A 16,920-nucleotide genomic window follows, 5' to 3' on the forward strand; every position below is an offset into this window, starting at 1 on the left:
TCACATTTTGGCGTGATGGTGGTTGTAATTTTAAAAGAGCTTAATCACTACTTTTACGCAATAGATAAGTTTATGGATAATGCCGCTTTGCTGAATGCTATTATAGAAAATGCCATTGATGGTATAATTACTATCAGCCAACGCGGAGTAGTAGAATCAATAAACCCTTCGGCATGTAAGCTTTTTGGGTATATCCCTGATGAGGTTATAGGCCACAACATATCTATGCTGATGCCTCAGCCTGATAAGGCAAAGCATGATGGTTATATTGAACGGTACCAGCATACCGGCCATGCACATATTATTGGCATCGGCCGCGAGGTAACAGGATTGCGTAAAGATGGTTCCGTGTTCCCCTTCAGGTTGGCAGTGAGTGAAGTAGCAGTTTCAGGCCGAAAAATTTATACCGGCTTTATACATGATCTGAGTCGTGCTAAAGAAGCCGAGGACCGCTTAAAAGAACATGCGGCCCGGTTAGAAGAATTAGTGGAGGAACGCACCAGCTCTTTAAAAGAAACAGTGCAGGCTCTGGAGTTTGCAAAAGAGGAGGTAAGTGTATCGCTTGAAAAGGAAAAGGAGCTCAACCAGCTTAAAAGTCGTTTTGTATCTATGGCATCACATGAGTTCAGAACACCATTGAGCGCAATCCAGCTATCGGCCGTGCTTATTGAAAAATATGCTCAACAAGCCGAAAGTAGCAACATTAAAAAGCATGTTACTAAAATTAAGGCGGGGGTAAACAACCTGACTTCCATACTCAACGATTTCCTTTCGCTTGAAAAACTGGAAGCCGGTAAAACACATGCTGTTAGCTCCACCTTTGATGTTTTAAAGTTTGGAGAAGAAATTACCGAAGAAATGCAGTTGGTTGCCAAGCAAGATCAAAATATAATATACCAGCACACCGGCACCGGTAATACCGTAACACTTGATCGGTCATTGCTCAAAAACTGCGTAGTAAACCTGATTGGCAATGCCATCAAATACTCGGGCGAAAACACATTCATTGAATTTAATACCGAGCTTTCTGTAAGTGAATTTACCATAACTGTAAAGGATAATGGCATTGGTATTCCGCCTGAAGATCAAAAGCATCTTTTTGAAGCTTTTTTTAGAGCGCATAACACCGGCAACATCCCGGGTACGGGCCTTGGACTTAACATTGTAACCCGGCATGTGGCTTTAATGGATGGGCAAATTCATTTTAAAAGTGACGTAAACCAAGGTACTTCGTTCGTTTTAACATTTCCCTTATCATCATGAAAACCATTTTAATTATTGAAGATAACGCAGATATACGCGAAGGTACTGCCGAGATACTGGGCTTATCAGGTTATAGGGTAATTGAGGCTGATAATGGCAAAACCGGCGTAGAACTGGCTATTGCGCATCAGCCTGATTTAATATTGTGCGATATTATGATGCCCGAACTGGATGGTTATGGCGTATTGTTGCGTTTGAGCAAAAACTTGCATACACAAGCTATTCCATTTATTTTCTTAACCGCTAAGGCTGAGCGTGTTGATCACCGTAAAGGTATGGAACTTGGCGCTGATGATTATTTAACCAAACCATTTGACGATGTAGAGTTGCTGAACGCCATTGAAAGCCGTTTGCAAAAGAAGCAAAAACTGGAAATTTATTACAGCCGTTCACTGGAAAACCTTGAGCGTTTGGCCGAAGGTAATGGTAAGGGAATAAAGGAGCTTAAAAGCATGATTGCCGGACGTAAGATACGGCAGATTAAAAAAAAGCAGACACTGTTTTATGACGGCGATCAACCTCAGGGGCTTTACCTGGTTATTGAAGGTAACATTAAAACCACTAAAATGGCGCCAGATGGCAGGGAATTAATTACCGGCATTTATCAGGCTGATGATTACCTGGGCCTGCACGGGCTGTTATTGGAAGCTGACCATGCCGAGACTGCTGAAGCATTAGATGACTCGGCAGTGTGCCTGTTGCCAAAAGATATGGTTACCGAGCTGCTATATAAGTATCCTGATTTAGGCAGGCAGTTTTTTAAAATACTGGCCAACAACATTAGGGAAAAAGAGGATCAGTTGATTGAACTGGCTTACTTATCTGTCAGAAAACGGATGGCCAATGTTTTACTAAGGCTAAACAAATATGCGGGTGGACAGCAGCAAATATCAGCTTCCAGAGAAGAGCTGGCCTCAATGGCCGGTATAGCCAGCGAAACCGTTAGCCGTACCCTTACTGATTTTAAGGAGGAAGGCATTATTGAAAAGAAAGGCAGCCTGATACAAATATTGTCTATTGAACGGTTGGAGAAAATGAAAAACTGATAACAATCACTTTTGTGTTTGACAGCGCTCACGCTTTAAGCTTTAAGCGTAAAGTAGCTTTGCTTTAATAAATACATATTTATGAAAGTGGTAGCATACAATGCCGAATTTTATGAGAAAGAATACCTGGCCCGGGCAAATCAGAAAAAACACGATATAACATTAATATCAAACCAGTTAGGGCCCGATACCGCCATTTATGCAGAGGGGAAGGAAGCTGTAATTATTTTAGCAGGTTACCAGCCCTCGCATGAAGTAATGACCCAATTAAATAATATGGGCATCAAGTATTTGGCCACACGTGCCGAAACGCCTGACCATGTGCTATCACTCCAAAAACCTATGTACAACCTTAAGCTAGCAAAAATTTCAGCTACCGACCGTAATGACCCGAATCGCTTACAAAGTGTGGCTAATGAAATCATTGATTTGCTTGACCGTTGGCAAGGTAAAAAGTGTGTAGGCAAAGCGTGTATTTGCGCAAGGAAATGCCGTTCAATAAAAGAGAGCGTAAGTGTTTGATGATTTCAAGCACCATTGCTGATGCAATCTTAAAACTTAATATACCCCTGGTTAACTATCAAATTCTTGCTTATACCAAAAGCGGCTCAATACACTTGAGCCGCTTTTGGTGATTAAAACAAAAATAGCTTTAAACAGCCATAAGGCCTAAATCAAGAGCTTCAAGGTGCGCTTCTGAAATTAGCAGCTCCTTATACATTTTATTCAAATATTCCTGCGTTTGTCCGGTAAGTTCGGGTAGCAATTGTTTATAGTAGTTTATACCATCTTGTAACTGGTTTTTAAATTTAAGCAGGTAATTTTCCCGCTTTCCATTCCAATTTTGTAAATGGCCGCTTATCTCTTTTCGTAGATAATCAATGTATAAATTAAGCTCGTTAACAAACAGGTTAGGCCGTTCTATATTTTGTAAGAGATTTACCTGGCCGTATATATGTTTAACCATGTCACCTAACGTATAAGTACTTTTAAAGTAAGCAAGGTTTGGCCCCGGGCAAACAGCTACAGCTCTGCTTTCACGTGGCTTAAGCATATCATTTTTTATGTAGGCCGATGTGCATAAGCCTTCGCATAGGCATATCTTTTCGGTTACTGCATCCACTTGTTGCTGGTAGTCTTTTTGCGGCAGGTTAAGCTCTTGCAACTGCGCTATTTTAAGCATTTGGTATTGGCGCGATGCCGTGCAAATTGGCTCGTGGGTAAACTCCGTATTACTTACTAAAAACTTTTTAACGCAAGGGCTTCCGGGTACACCGTTTTCAATGCGTTGCAGGCGCTGTTGCTCCATTGTGCTGCCCTTAAAATTATTAAATAATACACCAAGGGGAGAGGAGTTGCTGATGTAAAAGTCATCTTTACCAGCATTGGCCAAACTTTGCAAGGTGTCAGGATCAACGTTGGTTACCTCTGGTACCAGCAAAAACGGGCTCCCCCAACCAGTTGCACACAGCTGATAATGCTTCATTAAAAATGTATTTTCATAAGCAGTTCCAATGCCCCCCTGTACACTTACTTTTAATTTAGGCTTATGAGCGGTTATACCTTTTGTTGCTAAAGCTGCCAAGTACATTTGTGTAAGCTCATTGGTCATTTGTAGCCTTTTTTGTTTGAACTCTTCCAATATCGGTCCTAACAGCAGGCCATCAGTAGCAAAGGCATGTCCGCCGCAGTTCAGACCCGATTCTATCCTGAACTCTGATACCCACAATCCTTTTTTAGCTAAAAATTTGGCCTGTATTAATGCCGAACGGTAATCGCTAACCTTCAAAATTATTTTTTTGCTGAGCTTTCCGTTTTTATCAGGGTAAAAGTCTGCAAAGTTTTCAAGGTAACTGTATAAGCGCGGGTTCATACCGGCTGATAGAATAATTGATGACTGGAGGTTGCTTTGGGCAAAGCCCTTTAAGGCGGCCAGCGCATCTGAATTTTCTTCGCCGGCAGGGTTGCCTTCTGCCGTGTAATTCATTTTATCAACTTTCGACATAATATTTACATCAATAGCCCCCAGATGCATACGTGAACGTAATAATGACTGAAAAATGCGCTTACTGTCACTCTCCGGGTATTCGGACATCAGCTCATAGCCATGTTTTAATTCCGACCCCGGTGGTAAAAGTTCAAAGTAGCGATCAATATCAGAACATTGATTAAAAGGCAACTTGCGCAACTCTTCAAATTGTTCATTTATTAGTTTATGCAGCAAATTTAAATAAGCAGTTATACGCTTGGTTCTGCTTTCGGGTTCGGTTTTGTTGATAGGAGTAAAGGGTAGCGCATTTTGCTCACAGTGATATTTACGCATGCGTTCTAAAAGTTCATCATCAACTATTGAAACTGTTGATGATATGCCATAGCGTGCAACTTTAAGCGGAGTATCAACCGAAAATGCTAAGCCCAATACAGGGATATGAAAAGTGTGACTCATGTTATATAAGTGAATTTAATGGCATTAAACCATCGGTGTACAACTTGAGCAAATCAATCGCTCAACTACAAAAGTGACCGGATATGTACTTTCCGAAGATGACCGTCGTCACTCAAGTAGGTGATTTGCGTCAAGTAGATAAAAGGATGAGCAATTAATATTAAAAACTATTTTGTCTATAGATTTGGTAGATTAAATTTGATGTACTATAATTGCATAACGAATGAAAACCTTAAAAGAAATCAACAACAACGCTTTATGCCTGGGTGTAAACTCAACTCCTCAAAGTTATTGTACTGTCGCAAAGTACGCTTGTTGTTGCTGTAGATAATCTTCTTCATCCAATCCCATAATTTTCTTGCTGTATAATAAGGCATCCTCAGGCAGGCCAATAGCATAGCTATGCTTCGTCACGATGCTGCAATCAAAATATTTTTAGACGTAAACCATATAACACAACTCATGAAAAAGGAATTACTCACATTTACCTTCTTTTTGTTTACGGCAAGCTTTGTGTTTGCTCAAAGCAAAATCACAGGTATTGTAAAACGAACCGACGGTAGCGCCATTGCACGTGCAACCGTTGCTATACGCGGTACCAAAACAGCGGTAAGTGCTGATGATAACGGCGCTTTTACTATTGAAACTAAACAACAACCCCCGTTTTATTTGCAAATAAGCGCCGTGGGTTTCAAACCACAGGATTTTCAAATTCTTCAAATTCAAGAAGCGCCGATAGACCTGGTACTGGTTGAAAATGCACTGCTTGACCAGATTGTAGTAACATCGCGCAGAAGGGTAGAGGTGGTGCAGGATGTGCCTATACCTATTTCGGTTGTGGGTGGATCACAAATTGACCAGGCCGGCGCATTTAACGTAAACCGTGTTAAGGAAATCATACCCTCAGTGCAGTTATACTCTTCGAATCCGCGAAACACCGGAATTAATATACGTGGTATCGGGTCGCCGTTTGGATTAACCAATGATGGTCTTGACCCCGGCGTTGGATTTTATGTTGATGGTGTTTACTATGCACGTCCGGCTGCTGCCACGCTCGACTTTTTAGATATTGACCGTATTGAAGTTTTACGCGGTCCGCAGGGAACGCTTTTTGGTAAAAACACCAGCGCAGGCGCTATCAATATAACTACCCGCAAAGCCAGTTTTACGCCCGAAGCTACGTTTGAAACCAGTTATGGTAATTATGGCTACATACAGGCAAAGGCATCCGTGTCTGGTCCGTTAAGTAAAAAAATTGCAGCTCGTTTGTCATTTTCAGGTACCCAGCGTAATGGCCTGGTTGATAACATACGTACCGGCAGGGCAACAAATGATATAAATAACCTGGGTGGCCGTGCACAGTTGCTATACAAACCAACCGATGATATAGCACTTACACTTGCCGGCGATATAACTGATCAAAAACCTGATGGCTATGCACAGGTTGTTGCAGGGGTTGTTCCCACCAAACGTGCCGCTTACCGGCAGTTCAACAACATCATTGCCGATTTAAATTATAAGCTACCAAGTCTTAATGCTTTTGACCGTGTTATTGATCATGACACTCCATGGAGATCAGGTAACCAATTAGGAGGTGCTTCTTTAAATGCTGACTTTAAAATAGGGCACGGTACGCTAACATCAACAACTGCATGGCGCTACTGGAACTGGGATCCATCAAATGACCGCGATTTTACAGGCTTGCCGGTGCTGGCCAAGTCACAAAACCCGGCAAAGCATAAAAGCTGGTCGCAGGAGGTACGCTATGCCGGCCAGTTAACCGAAAAGTTGAGTGGTGTAATTGGCTTATTTTATATTGACCAAAAAGTTGATATTACAGGTACTGAAGAATCTGGTTCGGCGCAGGCGCGTTTTGCCAAAAGCACTACGGGTAACAATGCTAATACGCCGGGTACCACTAATGACCAATTATGGGCTACGCCCGGTTTGTTAGAAGGCTATGGTATTTATACCGATGCTTCAATTAAATCACAAAGTGCGGCAGCCTTTGCCAGCATTGACCTGGAGGTATTTAAAGGCTTTCATATTTTGCCGGGGGCACGCATAAATTATGATAATAAAGACGTGTACTATAATCGCGCTGCCCGTGGCGGTCTTGATATTGCCAATAGCAATTACAGTGCAGCTGTAAAATCTGAATTGCAAAAAATTAAAAATCTGGTTTACAGTAGTCAGCAATATGATGCCAGTGCCGATGAAAAAAACTTTACCTACTCGATTACCGCCGCCTATAAACCAGGTAAACGCATTAACGCCTTTGCCACTTATTCAACCAGCTTTAAACCAGTAGGTGTTAACGTTGCCGGTTTGCCAAGTGTTGTAGGCGGTACTACTGCCGATTTGAGCTTGGCCGTTATTAAACCCGAAAATACAAAGCACTACGAAATAGGCGTTAAAACCACACCACTTAACAACCTTATTTTAAATCTTAATTATCATAACTCTGATATTAAAAATTACCAAACCAATGTACAATCACCTGAGCTTGGCGTAAACCGTGGTTACATAGCTAATGCTGATAAAGTAAACGTTAAGGGCTTGGAGTTTGACGGTAACTTCAGAGCAAGCCAAAACTTTTCAGTTTACGGAGCCGCTGCTTATACTGATGCCAAATATGTAAAGTTTACCAATGCGCCGCTTCCGTTAGAAGAAACCGGACTTACAGTGAACGGACAACAAGTTGCCTTTAAAGATATTTCAGGCGGCAGGCTGCCAGGTATCTCAAAATGGGCCGGCTCATTAGGTGGTGAGTTCAGTATTGTGGCCAAATACATTAACAAAGACACCCGTTTCTTCATTGCTGCCGATGGTTTCTTTCGGTCAAAGTTCTCTTCAAGTCCATCTCCTTCCGGTTACTTAAACATAGGTGGGTATAGCATACTGAATGCACGGGCCGGTTTCAGGGCCATCAAAGGCATTTCAGCCTATATTTGGAGCCGCAACCTGCTTAACAAAAACTACTTTGAGCAGCTGTTGCCAGCCGGTGGCAATGCGGGCCAGTACGCTGCTGTGCTTGGCGATCAAAGAACCTTTGGTGTGACTTTGCGCTACGCTTTATAAAACTTACTTGTTAAACTATAATTAAACTCCTGAGCGGTCACAAAGAGCAATCTTTGTGGCCGTTTTTTGTTTAATACTTGCTGAAAGGTTAAACTGCAATTATTTAAAAGCGCATCTTTAATATAATTTATAAATTTGCACCATTGAAAAAGTTGTGCATATACTTAATGCTTGTACTGCTTGCAGCAGATACAACCGAACTGCACCAGCTGTTGAAGCTGCCTGTGCTGTTTGAGCATTTTGCCGAGCACAAGGAGCGGGACAAGAGCGTTAGTTTTGCAACTTTTATTTCAATGCATTACTGGGGCAACGATTTAAATGATAACGATGATGATCGTGATATGCAGCTTCCGTTTAAAAAGCTCGACGTGCATCCCACACATGTGCTTTTTTTGCCAACTGTACGCACGGTACTAAATTTAACCCCCGAAAAACACATACTTACAAACTACCCTGTTTATCAGCATCAGTACTTTCCTAATCCGGCTTTAGCATCTCCGTTCAGGCCTCCCTGCGTGTGATAATAGCTTATTTATTTTTTAATTAATTGTAATCTGTAAAGCTTCACCTCAAGGGCGGGAGTGTATACAGTTGCATTTTCTTTTCAGCAATTTAAGCACTTACATGCTCAATAAAATAATTCAGTTTTCGGTTAATAATAAACTGGTAATTGGAGCTTTGATGCTGCTGTGGATCATCTACGGTGTTTTTGAAGTTACCCGTTTACCAATTGACGCTGTACCTGATATAACTAATAACCAGGTGCAAATAATAACAACCGCGCCATCACTTGGAGCGCAGGATGTTGAACGTTTAATCACTTTTCCTATTGAACAGGCCATCAGTAATATTCCGGGTATTAAGGAAAGCCGCAGTATGTCGCGGTTCGGACTATCGGTAATCACAGTTGTAATTGCTGATGATGCCGATATTTACTGGGCCCGGCAACAGGTTACAGAAAGGCTTTCGCAGGTTGAAATTGATGAAAACGCCAATAAGCCCGAGCTGGCGCCAGTTACCACAGGTTTGGGCGAAATTTATCAGTATGTGTTAAGACCTAAACCGGGCTATGAAGGCCGATACAGCCTGGCCGATTTACGCACAACTCAAGACTGGATAGTACGCAGGCAACTTTTGGGTACAAAAGGCGTGGCGGATGTATCAACCTTTGGCGGTGAGTTAAAGCAATATGAAGTAGCTGTGAATCCGGCACGACTTAAATCGGTAAACCTTAGCATTACTGATGTATTTAACGCGCTACATACCAATAACGAAAACACAGGAGGCGCTTACATTGAAAAAGGACCAACTGTATTATACATACGCAGCGAAGGCCTTGCAGCCAACATAGCCGATATTGAAAATATAGTGGTAAAAAACACACCTGATGGAACCCCTGTACTAATTAAGCATGTGGCCGATGTAAGTACGGGCGCCGCCATTAGGTATGGTGCACTTAACTACAGCCCGGTGGGTGAAGTTGCAGGTGCAATAGTGATGATGCTCAAGGGCGAAAACTCATCAGAAGTTATCAAGAACGTAAAAGAGCGTATTTCTCAAATCCAAAAAACGCTTCCTGAAGGACTGGTGATTGATCCGTTTTTGGACAGAACCAAAATGGTTAATAATGCCATTGGCACAGTTAAGAATAATTTACTTGAAGGAGCGCTTATAGTAATATTTGTTTTGGTAGTATTCTTAGGCAACTTAAGGGCTGGCTTAATAGTGGCATCAGTTATACCGCTGGCCATGTTGTTTGCTATTATAATGATGAACACCTTTGGCGTTAGTGGCAACCTTATGAGTTTGGGGGCGCTTGATTTTGGGCTAATAGTTGATGGCGCTGTAATTATTGTTGAAGCCATTTTGCATCATCTGCATTTTTCAAAAAAGTATGCTGGCATAAATCAGCTATCGCAGCAAGAGATGAACGATGAGGTTGCCGGCTCCGCCTCAAGGATGATGAACGCGGCAGTTTTTGGTCAAATAATCATTCTAATTGTATACTTGCCAATTTTATCATTATCTGGCATAGAGGGTAAAATGTTTAAGCCTATGGCACAAACTGTGGCCTTTGCTATTTTAGGTGCGTTCATTTTATCGCTTACTTATGTCCCAATGATTAGCTCATTGCTTATCAGCAAAACGGTATTGCATAAAGCCAACTGGTCTGACAGGGTAATGAATAAGCTCGAAGTGTTTTATCAACGCTGGCTTTTAAAGGCCATGAAAGTGCGAAAGGTATTGGTGGCTGCAGCTTTTGGATTATTTGCCATTGCTGTAATATTATTTACACGCATGGGAGGAGAGTTTATTCCACAGTTGGAAGAAGGCGATTTTGCGGTGGAGACAAGGCTACTGGTAGGTACTAACCTTAGTACAACTATAGCAACGTTTCAGCAGATTTCAAAACTGCTGCAAAGCAAGTTCCCTGAAGTAGAAAAAATTGTTTCACGAATTGGCAGTGCCGAAATTCCAACGGATCCTATGCCTATTGAGGGAGGCGACATGATTATCGTACTCAAACCCAAAAAAGAATGGACAAGCGCCGGCAGTTTCCAGGAAATGGCTTCAAAGATGTCAGAAGTAGTGCAGGAGGCTGTTCCGGGCGTTACCCAAGGCTATCAGTACCCGGTTCAAATGCGATTTAATGAACTAATGACGGGTGCAAAGCAAGATGTAGTTTGCAAAATTTTTGGAGAAGATTTAAACGCACTTGCGCGTTATGCAGAACAGATAGGCAGCATCAGTAAAACGGTTGAAGGTACTGCCGACTTATATGTTGAAAAAGTAACAGGCATGCCGCAGGTGGTTATTAAATACAACCGTATTGAAATTGCTAAGTACGGCTTGAACATATCAGACATCAACCGCACGGTTAACGCAGCTTTTGCAGGTGCTGCTGCAGGCAAGATTTATGAGGGCGAAAAGCGCTTTGATTTAGTAGTACGCGTTGGCGGCGAGGGCAGAAAAAATCTGATCGATGTACAAAATCTTCTCATATCAACACCCCGTGGAACGCAAATACCGTTGCAACAGGTAGCAGCGGTAGATGAAGTTGAAGGACCCAATCAAATTCAGCGCGAAAATGCACGCCGGCGCATAACCGTTGGCTTTAACGTTAGGGGCCGGGATGTGCAATCAATTGTTGAGGAACTGCAGCAAAAAGTGAACCGCCAGGTAAAGCTTGTTCCCGGTTATAGCATAACTTATGGCGGAGCATTTGAAAACCTGCAACAGGCTAAAATGCGACTGAGCATTGCTGTGCCTGTTGCTTTGCTGTTGATTTTCATCATGCTGTATTTTGCTTTCTCGTCATTTAAAGAGGGTGCGCTTATTTATACAGCTATACCACTATCTGCCATTGGTGGTGTATTTGCTTTGGCGCTCAGAGGCATGCCATTCAGTATATCGGCCGGGGTAGGTTTTATAGCCTTGTTTGGTGTAGCGGTATTAAATGGTATCGTATTAATCTCAGAGTTTAACCGTATAAAGGCCGAAGGTGTAGTAGCCAGTGCGCTTGATTTGGTAGTGCAGGGTACACGTAATCGACTGCGTCCGGTATTGATGACGGCGGCAGTGGCTTCATTAGGTTTCTTACCTATGGCTTTAAGTAATGGAGCAGGGGCGGAGGTTCAGCGCCCGTTGGCAACCGTAGTTATCGGGGGGCTGATAACTGCCACGTTATTGACATTATTTGTATTGCCGGCCCTTTACCTTTTGTTTATGAAAGAGCACAAAATTAAAGTGAAACCTGCTCCTTTAGTTATTTTGCTGCTTCTGTTGGGCACATCGTCGGCTTTTGCACAGCAGCAAGGGTTAAACGTTGAAAGTGCAGTTGATATAGCACTAAAAAACAACCTGCAAATGCAGGGCAGCCGCTTAAACGAAGAAGCTGAACGTGTACGGCAAAAAACAGCGTTTGATATTTCTAAAACACAGTTCAGCGCCGATTATGGCCAAATCAATAGTATAAATAATGATACGCGCATAGGTGTTACCCAAGCAATAAGCTTCCCAACCATTTATGGAAACCAAAAGCGTGCATTGCAGGAAAGTTACCTTGCGGCGCAGCAGCAAACCCGGCTTACCCAACAAGACATTAAAGCTGATGTAAGGAGATTCTATTACCAGTTAGTGTGGCTAAACGAAAAGAAAAAGCTGCTGCGCTACGCTGATAGTATTTATACTTTGTTTGAGCGAAAAACCAATTTACGCTTTAAAGTAGGGGAGGCTAATATTCTTGAAAAAACAACAGCACAAACACACCACCAGCAAATTAATAATCAGCTTAACCTGGTTATAGGCGATGAAGAAATTGCTTTAAAACAGTTCAATATTCTGCTTAATGACTCTGTTGCTTACGTGCCGGCTTATCAAGCGCTCAAGCCTGAGCTAAATGCTCAATTATTAACACCTGCTGATGTTAATGCCTTTCCACAGGTGCAGCTTTACAATCACCAGGCCGAAGCAGCCCGCTGGCGCTGGCGTACTGAAAAGTCTAAACTATTACCTGATTTTTTTGCAGGGTACAATAACCAGAGTATTGCAGGCTCGCAAATAGTAAACGGCCTCGAAACAAATTTTGGCGCCGGAAAGCGGTTTAATTATGTATCGGCAGGTGTAAGTATACCCATATTTGCCGGTGCGCAATCGGCACGTATATCATCAGCCAAGGTTGAGTGGCAACTGGCCCAAAACCGCACTGCGTATGCTGCATTGCAGTTGAAAACCGAACAGCAGAGTGCTGTGAGGCAAATACAAAAGTATGCTGCCAGTCTTAACTACTTTGAAGGGCAGGGGCTTAAAAACGCCGATTTAATCATCAACACTGCAAGCAAACAGTTTACAGGCGGCGAAATTGATTACCTGCAGTGGGTAATACTGGTCGATCAGGCTATCAGCATCCGCAATGAGTATCTGGAATTGTTATATAATTATAACAATTCGGTAATTCAGGCTCAAAAACTCTATAACTTATAAAGCACAGCATGAAAATTTATATATCACTTTTAGTAACGCTTTTAATTCTTGCCAGCTGTTCAGATAAAAAGGTAGCAAGCCAAGAGGAAGAAGAGGTGCAAGATACCACGTTAGTTAATTTAACGCAGGCCCAATTAAGAAATGCAGGTGTGGAAATTGACACGCCCTCTATGAGCAATGTAACCGGAACGTTAAAGTTGCAGGGAGCCATTGATGTGCCGCCTCAAAGCACCGTAAGCGTAAGTTTTCCCTTAGGCGGTTACCTCAAAAGTACTGATTTATTGCCGGGTGTGCATGTGCGCAAAGGGCAGGTACTAGGTATACTGGAAGATATGCAGTTTATACAAATTCAACAGGACTATTTATCTGCAAAAGAAAAATTTCAATTTTCCGAAACCGAATACCGCCGACAGCAGGAATTAAATGCAAGCAAAGCCACCAGCGATAAAGTGTTTCAGCAGGCAAAGGCCGAAATGGAAACTCAACGTATATTAATGCGTTCGCTTGCCCAGAAGCTGGAGTTGATTGATATTAACCCCAATCGGCTTACAGCATCCAACATTTCAAAAAGCGTTCATATAATATCTCCTATTGATGGTTTCGTGTCCAAAGTAAATGTTAATATAGGTAAATACACTTCGCCAACTGATGTGTTATTTGAACTAGTGAACCCAAAAGATATTCACCTGGCGCTTGAGGTTTTTGAAAAAGATGTAAATCAGCTTGCAATAGGCCAAAAGGTTTCCACGTACACTATTAATAATCCGGAAAAAAAATATGAGGCCGAAATTATATTAATTAGCAAAAATCTTAATGAAGATAGGATGGCAAGTGTACATTGCCATTTTGAAAAGTTTGATGCCACACTTTTGCCAGGTATGTTTATGAATGCCGAAGTAGAGGTTGCCAATCATAAAGCTATAACGGTGCCTGAAAGTGCCGTTGTAAGGTGGCAAAATGCACATTACGTATTTAAGGCTTTAAATGATTCGACATTTAAAATGATGCCTGTCATTTTAGGCAATCAACACAATGGGCAGCAACAGGTAGACAGTAAAAGTTTAACCGTAAATACACGTATAGTCGCAAAAAACGCCTATGCGCTTTTGATGAAACTTAAAAACAGTGCCGATGAGGATTAACGGTTCGGTGCTATCTTAAAGTGTACGGCCAAGAACAAAACCGAGAATAAGCCCAACTACAACAAGGGCAAATAATAAATACTTTAAAGTTTGCCCTTGTTGTAACTCTTTTTTAAGATTACCTATTTCAATTTCATTGGCAAGCTTTAAATTTTGAAGCTTCATGTTTTGCTGTTGAAGTTTGGCCAGGGTTCCGCCAACCTCCAAAGGTTTTTTCTGCTCGTCTTTAAAACGGCGCATAAAACCGCCCTCTTTTAAAAAACGTTCGCCTTTAGGCATAAGTACAAGCCGGTCAGGTAGTTCAAAATCACCATGATTGCCCGCTACGCCAACTAGACCCTCTCTCAGCAGAGCACGTACCATGGCATAAGCTAAGGCCTCATCATCATTAAAAAGCTGCATAATTTGCAGGCGTGTAAGGTTATCTGGTACGCCAAATGCTTCTAACAGCACATCAAGCATTTCACACTCAAACTCATTTAAATCCGTCATCATTGCAAAAATATTACGAAACGGCCATATTTCAATAAAAAGGCATTTATCAACATACATTGTTGTCGTAATAAGCAATAACTAATTTCGCCGCACATATATATGGGACAGCTACTAAGATTGAATTTCGAAAATGTTGACAATACTTTTAAATTATTGAGCGCTCTGCCCAATGATCGTAAGGTTGATGAATTGGAGTTGCTCGTAAACGGAGAAATGAAGGTTTTGCAGCGCGATGGCGAAAAGTGGAAATTTAAAGACAATGAAAATTTCGACTTAAACCGATTGGCTGATGCAATAGGTAAAGCGATCACACTCCGGTTTCGTATTATATGAAAGTGATTATTGCCGAAAAGCCCTCAGTGGCCCGCGAGATTGCAAAGGTGTTTGGGGCTAATACTAAAAAGGATGGTTATATTGAAGGCAAAGGATATACCTTTACCTGGGCCTTTGGTCATTTATTGCAGCTAGCGCCTCCCCAAGAGTACGGTTATTATAGGTGGAGCGTACAAAATCTTCCCATGCTTCCTCAAAAGTTTAAGCTATCTGTACGTAAAACTAAGACAAAAGATGGTATGGTTGATGATCCATCAGCCGTAAAACAACTTAATACCATTAAAGCATTATTCGAAGAAGCTTCTGAAATAATTGTTGCTACGGATGCGGGGCGCGAAGGTGAACTAATTTTCCGGTATATTTATTACTACCTCAAATGTAAAAAGCCGTTTAAGCGCTTATGGATATCATCGCAAACAGATGAAGCCATAAAGGATGGTTTCCGCAACCTTAAGCCCGGTTCTGATTATGATACTTTGTTTAATTCTGCCCACTGCCGTTCCCAGTCAGATTGGTTAGTGGGCATGAATGCTACGCAGGCACTAAGCCTGGCATCGGGTACGCGGTCGGTTTTATCACTTGGCAGGGTGCAAACGCCCACATTAGCAATGATCTGCTCGCGTTATCTTGAAAATAAAAATTTTGTTCCGCAAATATATTTCCAGGTAGCCATACAGGTAGATAAAAATGGAACTGCTTTCAGGGCCATATCAGTTGATAGCTACAAAAGCAAGGCTGATGCTGAAGGAATTGTTAATGCCGTTGAAGATGTTGCATCGGGCTACGCCCAGGGAGGCAATATATTAAGCGTTGAAGCCAAACCCCGTAAAGAACCGCCGCCGCTTTTGCACGATTTAAGTAGTTTACAGCAGGAAGCCAATAAGAGAAAAGGATTTACAGCAGACTATACCCTTAGCCTGTTACAAAATTTGTATGAAGGAAAATTAGTAACCTATCCGCGTACAGGCAGCCGTTATATAGGTGATGATGTTTTTGCTACAGTACCTTCTCTTATAAGTAAGTTTACCGATCACCCAAATTTTGGCAAACAGGCAACCTTTTTAGGTACTATCAAGCTGAACAAGCGAAGCGTAAACGCAAAAAAGGTGACCGACCATCACGCTATTCTACCTACCGGAGAAGCGCCCAGGCAATTAACACCCGATCAGCAGGCAGTTTATGATATGGTTTCTGGTCGTATGCTTGAGGCTTTTCATCAGGATTGCATAAAAGAGATTACAAAAATTGCCGTTCAATCGGGCGCTAAGTTTATGGCCAGCGGAACTGTAATTAATACAGCCGGCTGGCGGGCTGTGTTCAACGATAAGGATGAAGAAAAGAAGGATGAGGAAAATGCATCTTTACCAAAAGTAGAGCAGGGAGAGCAACTACCCATTACAAATAAGGCCGTGCTTGAAAAGCAAACTAAGCCAAAGCCTATGTATAATGAAGCATCTTTACTCAAAGCACTTGAAACCGCAGGTAAGGAAATTGAGGATGAAGAATTACGCTATGCAATGAAAGATAGCGGGCTGGGTACCCCGGCTACACGCGCAGCAATTATCGAAACACTCATAAAGCGCGACTATATCAAAAGAGAAAAGAAGAACCTGCTGCCAACTGAAGTTGGTTTATCTGTATACGGGGTAGTTAAAAACCAGCAAATTGCGCAAGCTGAACTTACCGGAAACTGGGAAAAGCGTTTAGAAGAAATTCGGTCGGGTGCATCCGTAGCGAGTTTTCAGCAGGAAATACAGCAATATACACGCACAATAACCACCGAAATGCTTAAAGCGGGCGCGTCATTGCGACCACCCAAAGCTGAAACAGTTGCTGTAAAAGCTTAACATGACACTCTATCTTAATTAAACTTGCTGATTAAGAGCAAGTAAGCAGACTGATACAAAATAGATGCTTAAATGTTTTGGAGGTTTTTGATTAAATAGTTACCTTTGCAACCCGCAAGAGAGAAAGCGGGGAAGTTATTTGAAAGTCGAAGGGTTGAGTTGAGGATGATGGTTAAGGCCGTCATTTAAGACGAGGAAAGGGGCTCAAAAAAATTTAGAAATAAATTTTGGAGAAACCGAAAACATTTCTACCTTTGCACTCCCAATCGCAACGAGAGGGGGAA

The 16,920-nt window shown here is 42.0% G+C and carries 12 protein-coding genes; 9 read left to right on the top strand and 3 right to left on the bottom strand.

Annotation, left to right across the window (positions count from 1 at the left end; genetic code table 11):
* Positions 1 to 72: 72 nt before the first annotated feature.
* The 3 genes from QZ407_RS01140 (at position 73) to QZ407_RS01150 (ending at position 2,831) form a co-directional block, all read left to right on the top strand.
* A complete protein-coding gene (locus tag QZ407_RS01140) occupies positions 73 to 1,263 on the top strand; it encodes a PAS domain-containing sensor histidine kinase (protein WP_295767227.1) in 1,191 nt (396 codons plus the stop codon).
* Positions 1,260 to 2,309, top strand: a complete 1,050-nt coding sequence (locus QZ407_RS01145; protein WP_295767228.1) for a response regulator — start codon at positions 1,260 to 1,262, stop codon at positions 2,307 to 2,309. Before QZ407_RS01140 ends, QZ407_RS01145 begins: the two co-directional genes overlap by 4 nt.
* An 81-nt stretch (positions 2,310 to 2,390) precedes the next feature.
* Complete coding sequence (locus QZ407_RS01150; protein ID WP_295767229.1) at positions 2,391 to 2,831, top strand: lactate dehydrogenase; 441 nt, start codon at positions 2,391 to 2,393, stop codon at positions 2,829 to 2,831.
* Between the two features lie 130 nt (positions 2,832 to 2,961).
* Here the strand turns inward: QZ407_RS01150 and QZ407_RS01155 are convergent, their stop codons facing one another.
* Together QZ407_RS01155 and QZ407_RS01160 are read right to left on the bottom strand one after the other, a co-directional pair.
* Positions 2,962 to 4,755, bottom strand: coding sequence for a hypothetical protein (locus QZ407_RS01155; protein ID WP_295767230.1), 1,794 nt, complete (start codon positions 4,753 to 4,755; stop codon positions 2,962 to 2,964).
* Positions 4,756 to 5,043: 288 nt separating this feature from the next.
* Positions 5,044 to 5,169 (bottom strand): hypothetical protein, encoded by a 126-nt coding sequence (locus tag QZ407_RS01160; protein ID WP_295767231.1) that lies wholly within the window; start codon positions 5,167 to 5,169, stop codon positions 5,044 to 5,046.
* 48 nt (positions 5,170 to 5,217) lie between these two features.
* On the opposite strand from QZ407_RS01160, the gene QZ407_RS01165 reads away from it, so the two are divergent.
* From QZ407_RS01165 to QZ407_RS01180, 4 genes are all read left to right on the top strand, one after another.
* The gene (locus tag QZ407_RS01165) at positions 5,218 to 7,836 is read left to right on the top strand and encodes a TonB-dependent receptor (protein ID WP_295767232.1); all 2,619 of its coding nucleotides are present in this window, start codon (positions 5,218 to 5,220) and stop codon (positions 7,834 to 7,836) included.
* 167 nt (positions 7,837 to 8,003) lie between these two features.
* On the top strand, positions 8,004 to 8,357 hold the full coding sequence (locus QZ407_RS01170; protein ID WP_295767233.1) for a hypothetical protein: 354 nt from the start codon (positions 8,004 to 8,006) through the stop codon (positions 8,355 to 8,357).
* A 103-nt stretch (positions 8,358 to 8,460) separates the two neighbouring features.
* Positions 8,461 to 12,819, top strand: a complete 4,359-nt coding sequence (locus tag QZ407_RS01175; protein ID WP_295767234.1) for a CusA/CzcA family heavy metal efflux RND transporter — start codon at positions 8,461 to 8,463, stop codon at positions 12,817 to 12,819.
* A gap of 8 nt (positions 12,820 to 12,827) precedes the next feature.
* The gene (locus QZ407_RS01180) at positions 12,828 to 13,961 is read left to right on the top strand and encodes an efflux RND transporter periplasmic adaptor subunit (protein WP_295767235.1); all 1,134 of its coding nucleotides are present in this window, start codon (positions 12,828 to 12,830) and stop codon (positions 13,959 to 13,961) included.
* A gap of 15 nt (positions 13,962 to 13,976) precedes the next feature.
* Here the strand turns inward: QZ407_RS01180 and QZ407_RS01185 are convergent, their stop codons facing one another.
* Positions 13,977 to 14,456 (bottom strand): hypothetical protein, encoded by a 480-nt coding sequence (locus QZ407_RS01185; protein ID WP_295767236.1) that lies wholly within the window; start codon positions 14,454 to 14,456, stop codon positions 13,977 to 13,979.
* A 99-nt stretch (positions 14,457 to 14,555) separates the two neighbouring features.
* Here QZ407_RS01185 and QZ407_RS01190 point away from each other — a divergent pair, with 99 nt between their 5' ends.
* A complete protein-coding gene (locus QZ407_RS01190) occupies positions 14,556 to 14,789 on the top strand; it encodes a hypothetical protein (RefSeq protein ID WP_295767237.1) in 234 nt (77 codons plus the stop codon).
* Positions 14,786 to 16,636, top strand: a complete 1,851-nt coding sequence (locus QZ407_RS01195; RefSeq protein WP_295767238.1) for a DNA topoisomerase 3 — start codon at positions 14,786 to 14,788, stop codon at positions 16,634 to 16,636. The genes QZ407_RS01190 and QZ407_RS01195 overlap by 4 nt, the downstream gene beginning before the upstream one ends.
* The last annotated feature ends 284 nt before the right edge of the window (positions 16,637 to 16,920 follow it).

Source organism: uncultured Mucilaginibacter sp. (assembly GCF_913773635.1).
Lineage (GTDB): Bacteria > Bacteroidota > Bacteroidia > Sphingobacteriales > Sphingobacteriaceae > Mucilaginibacter.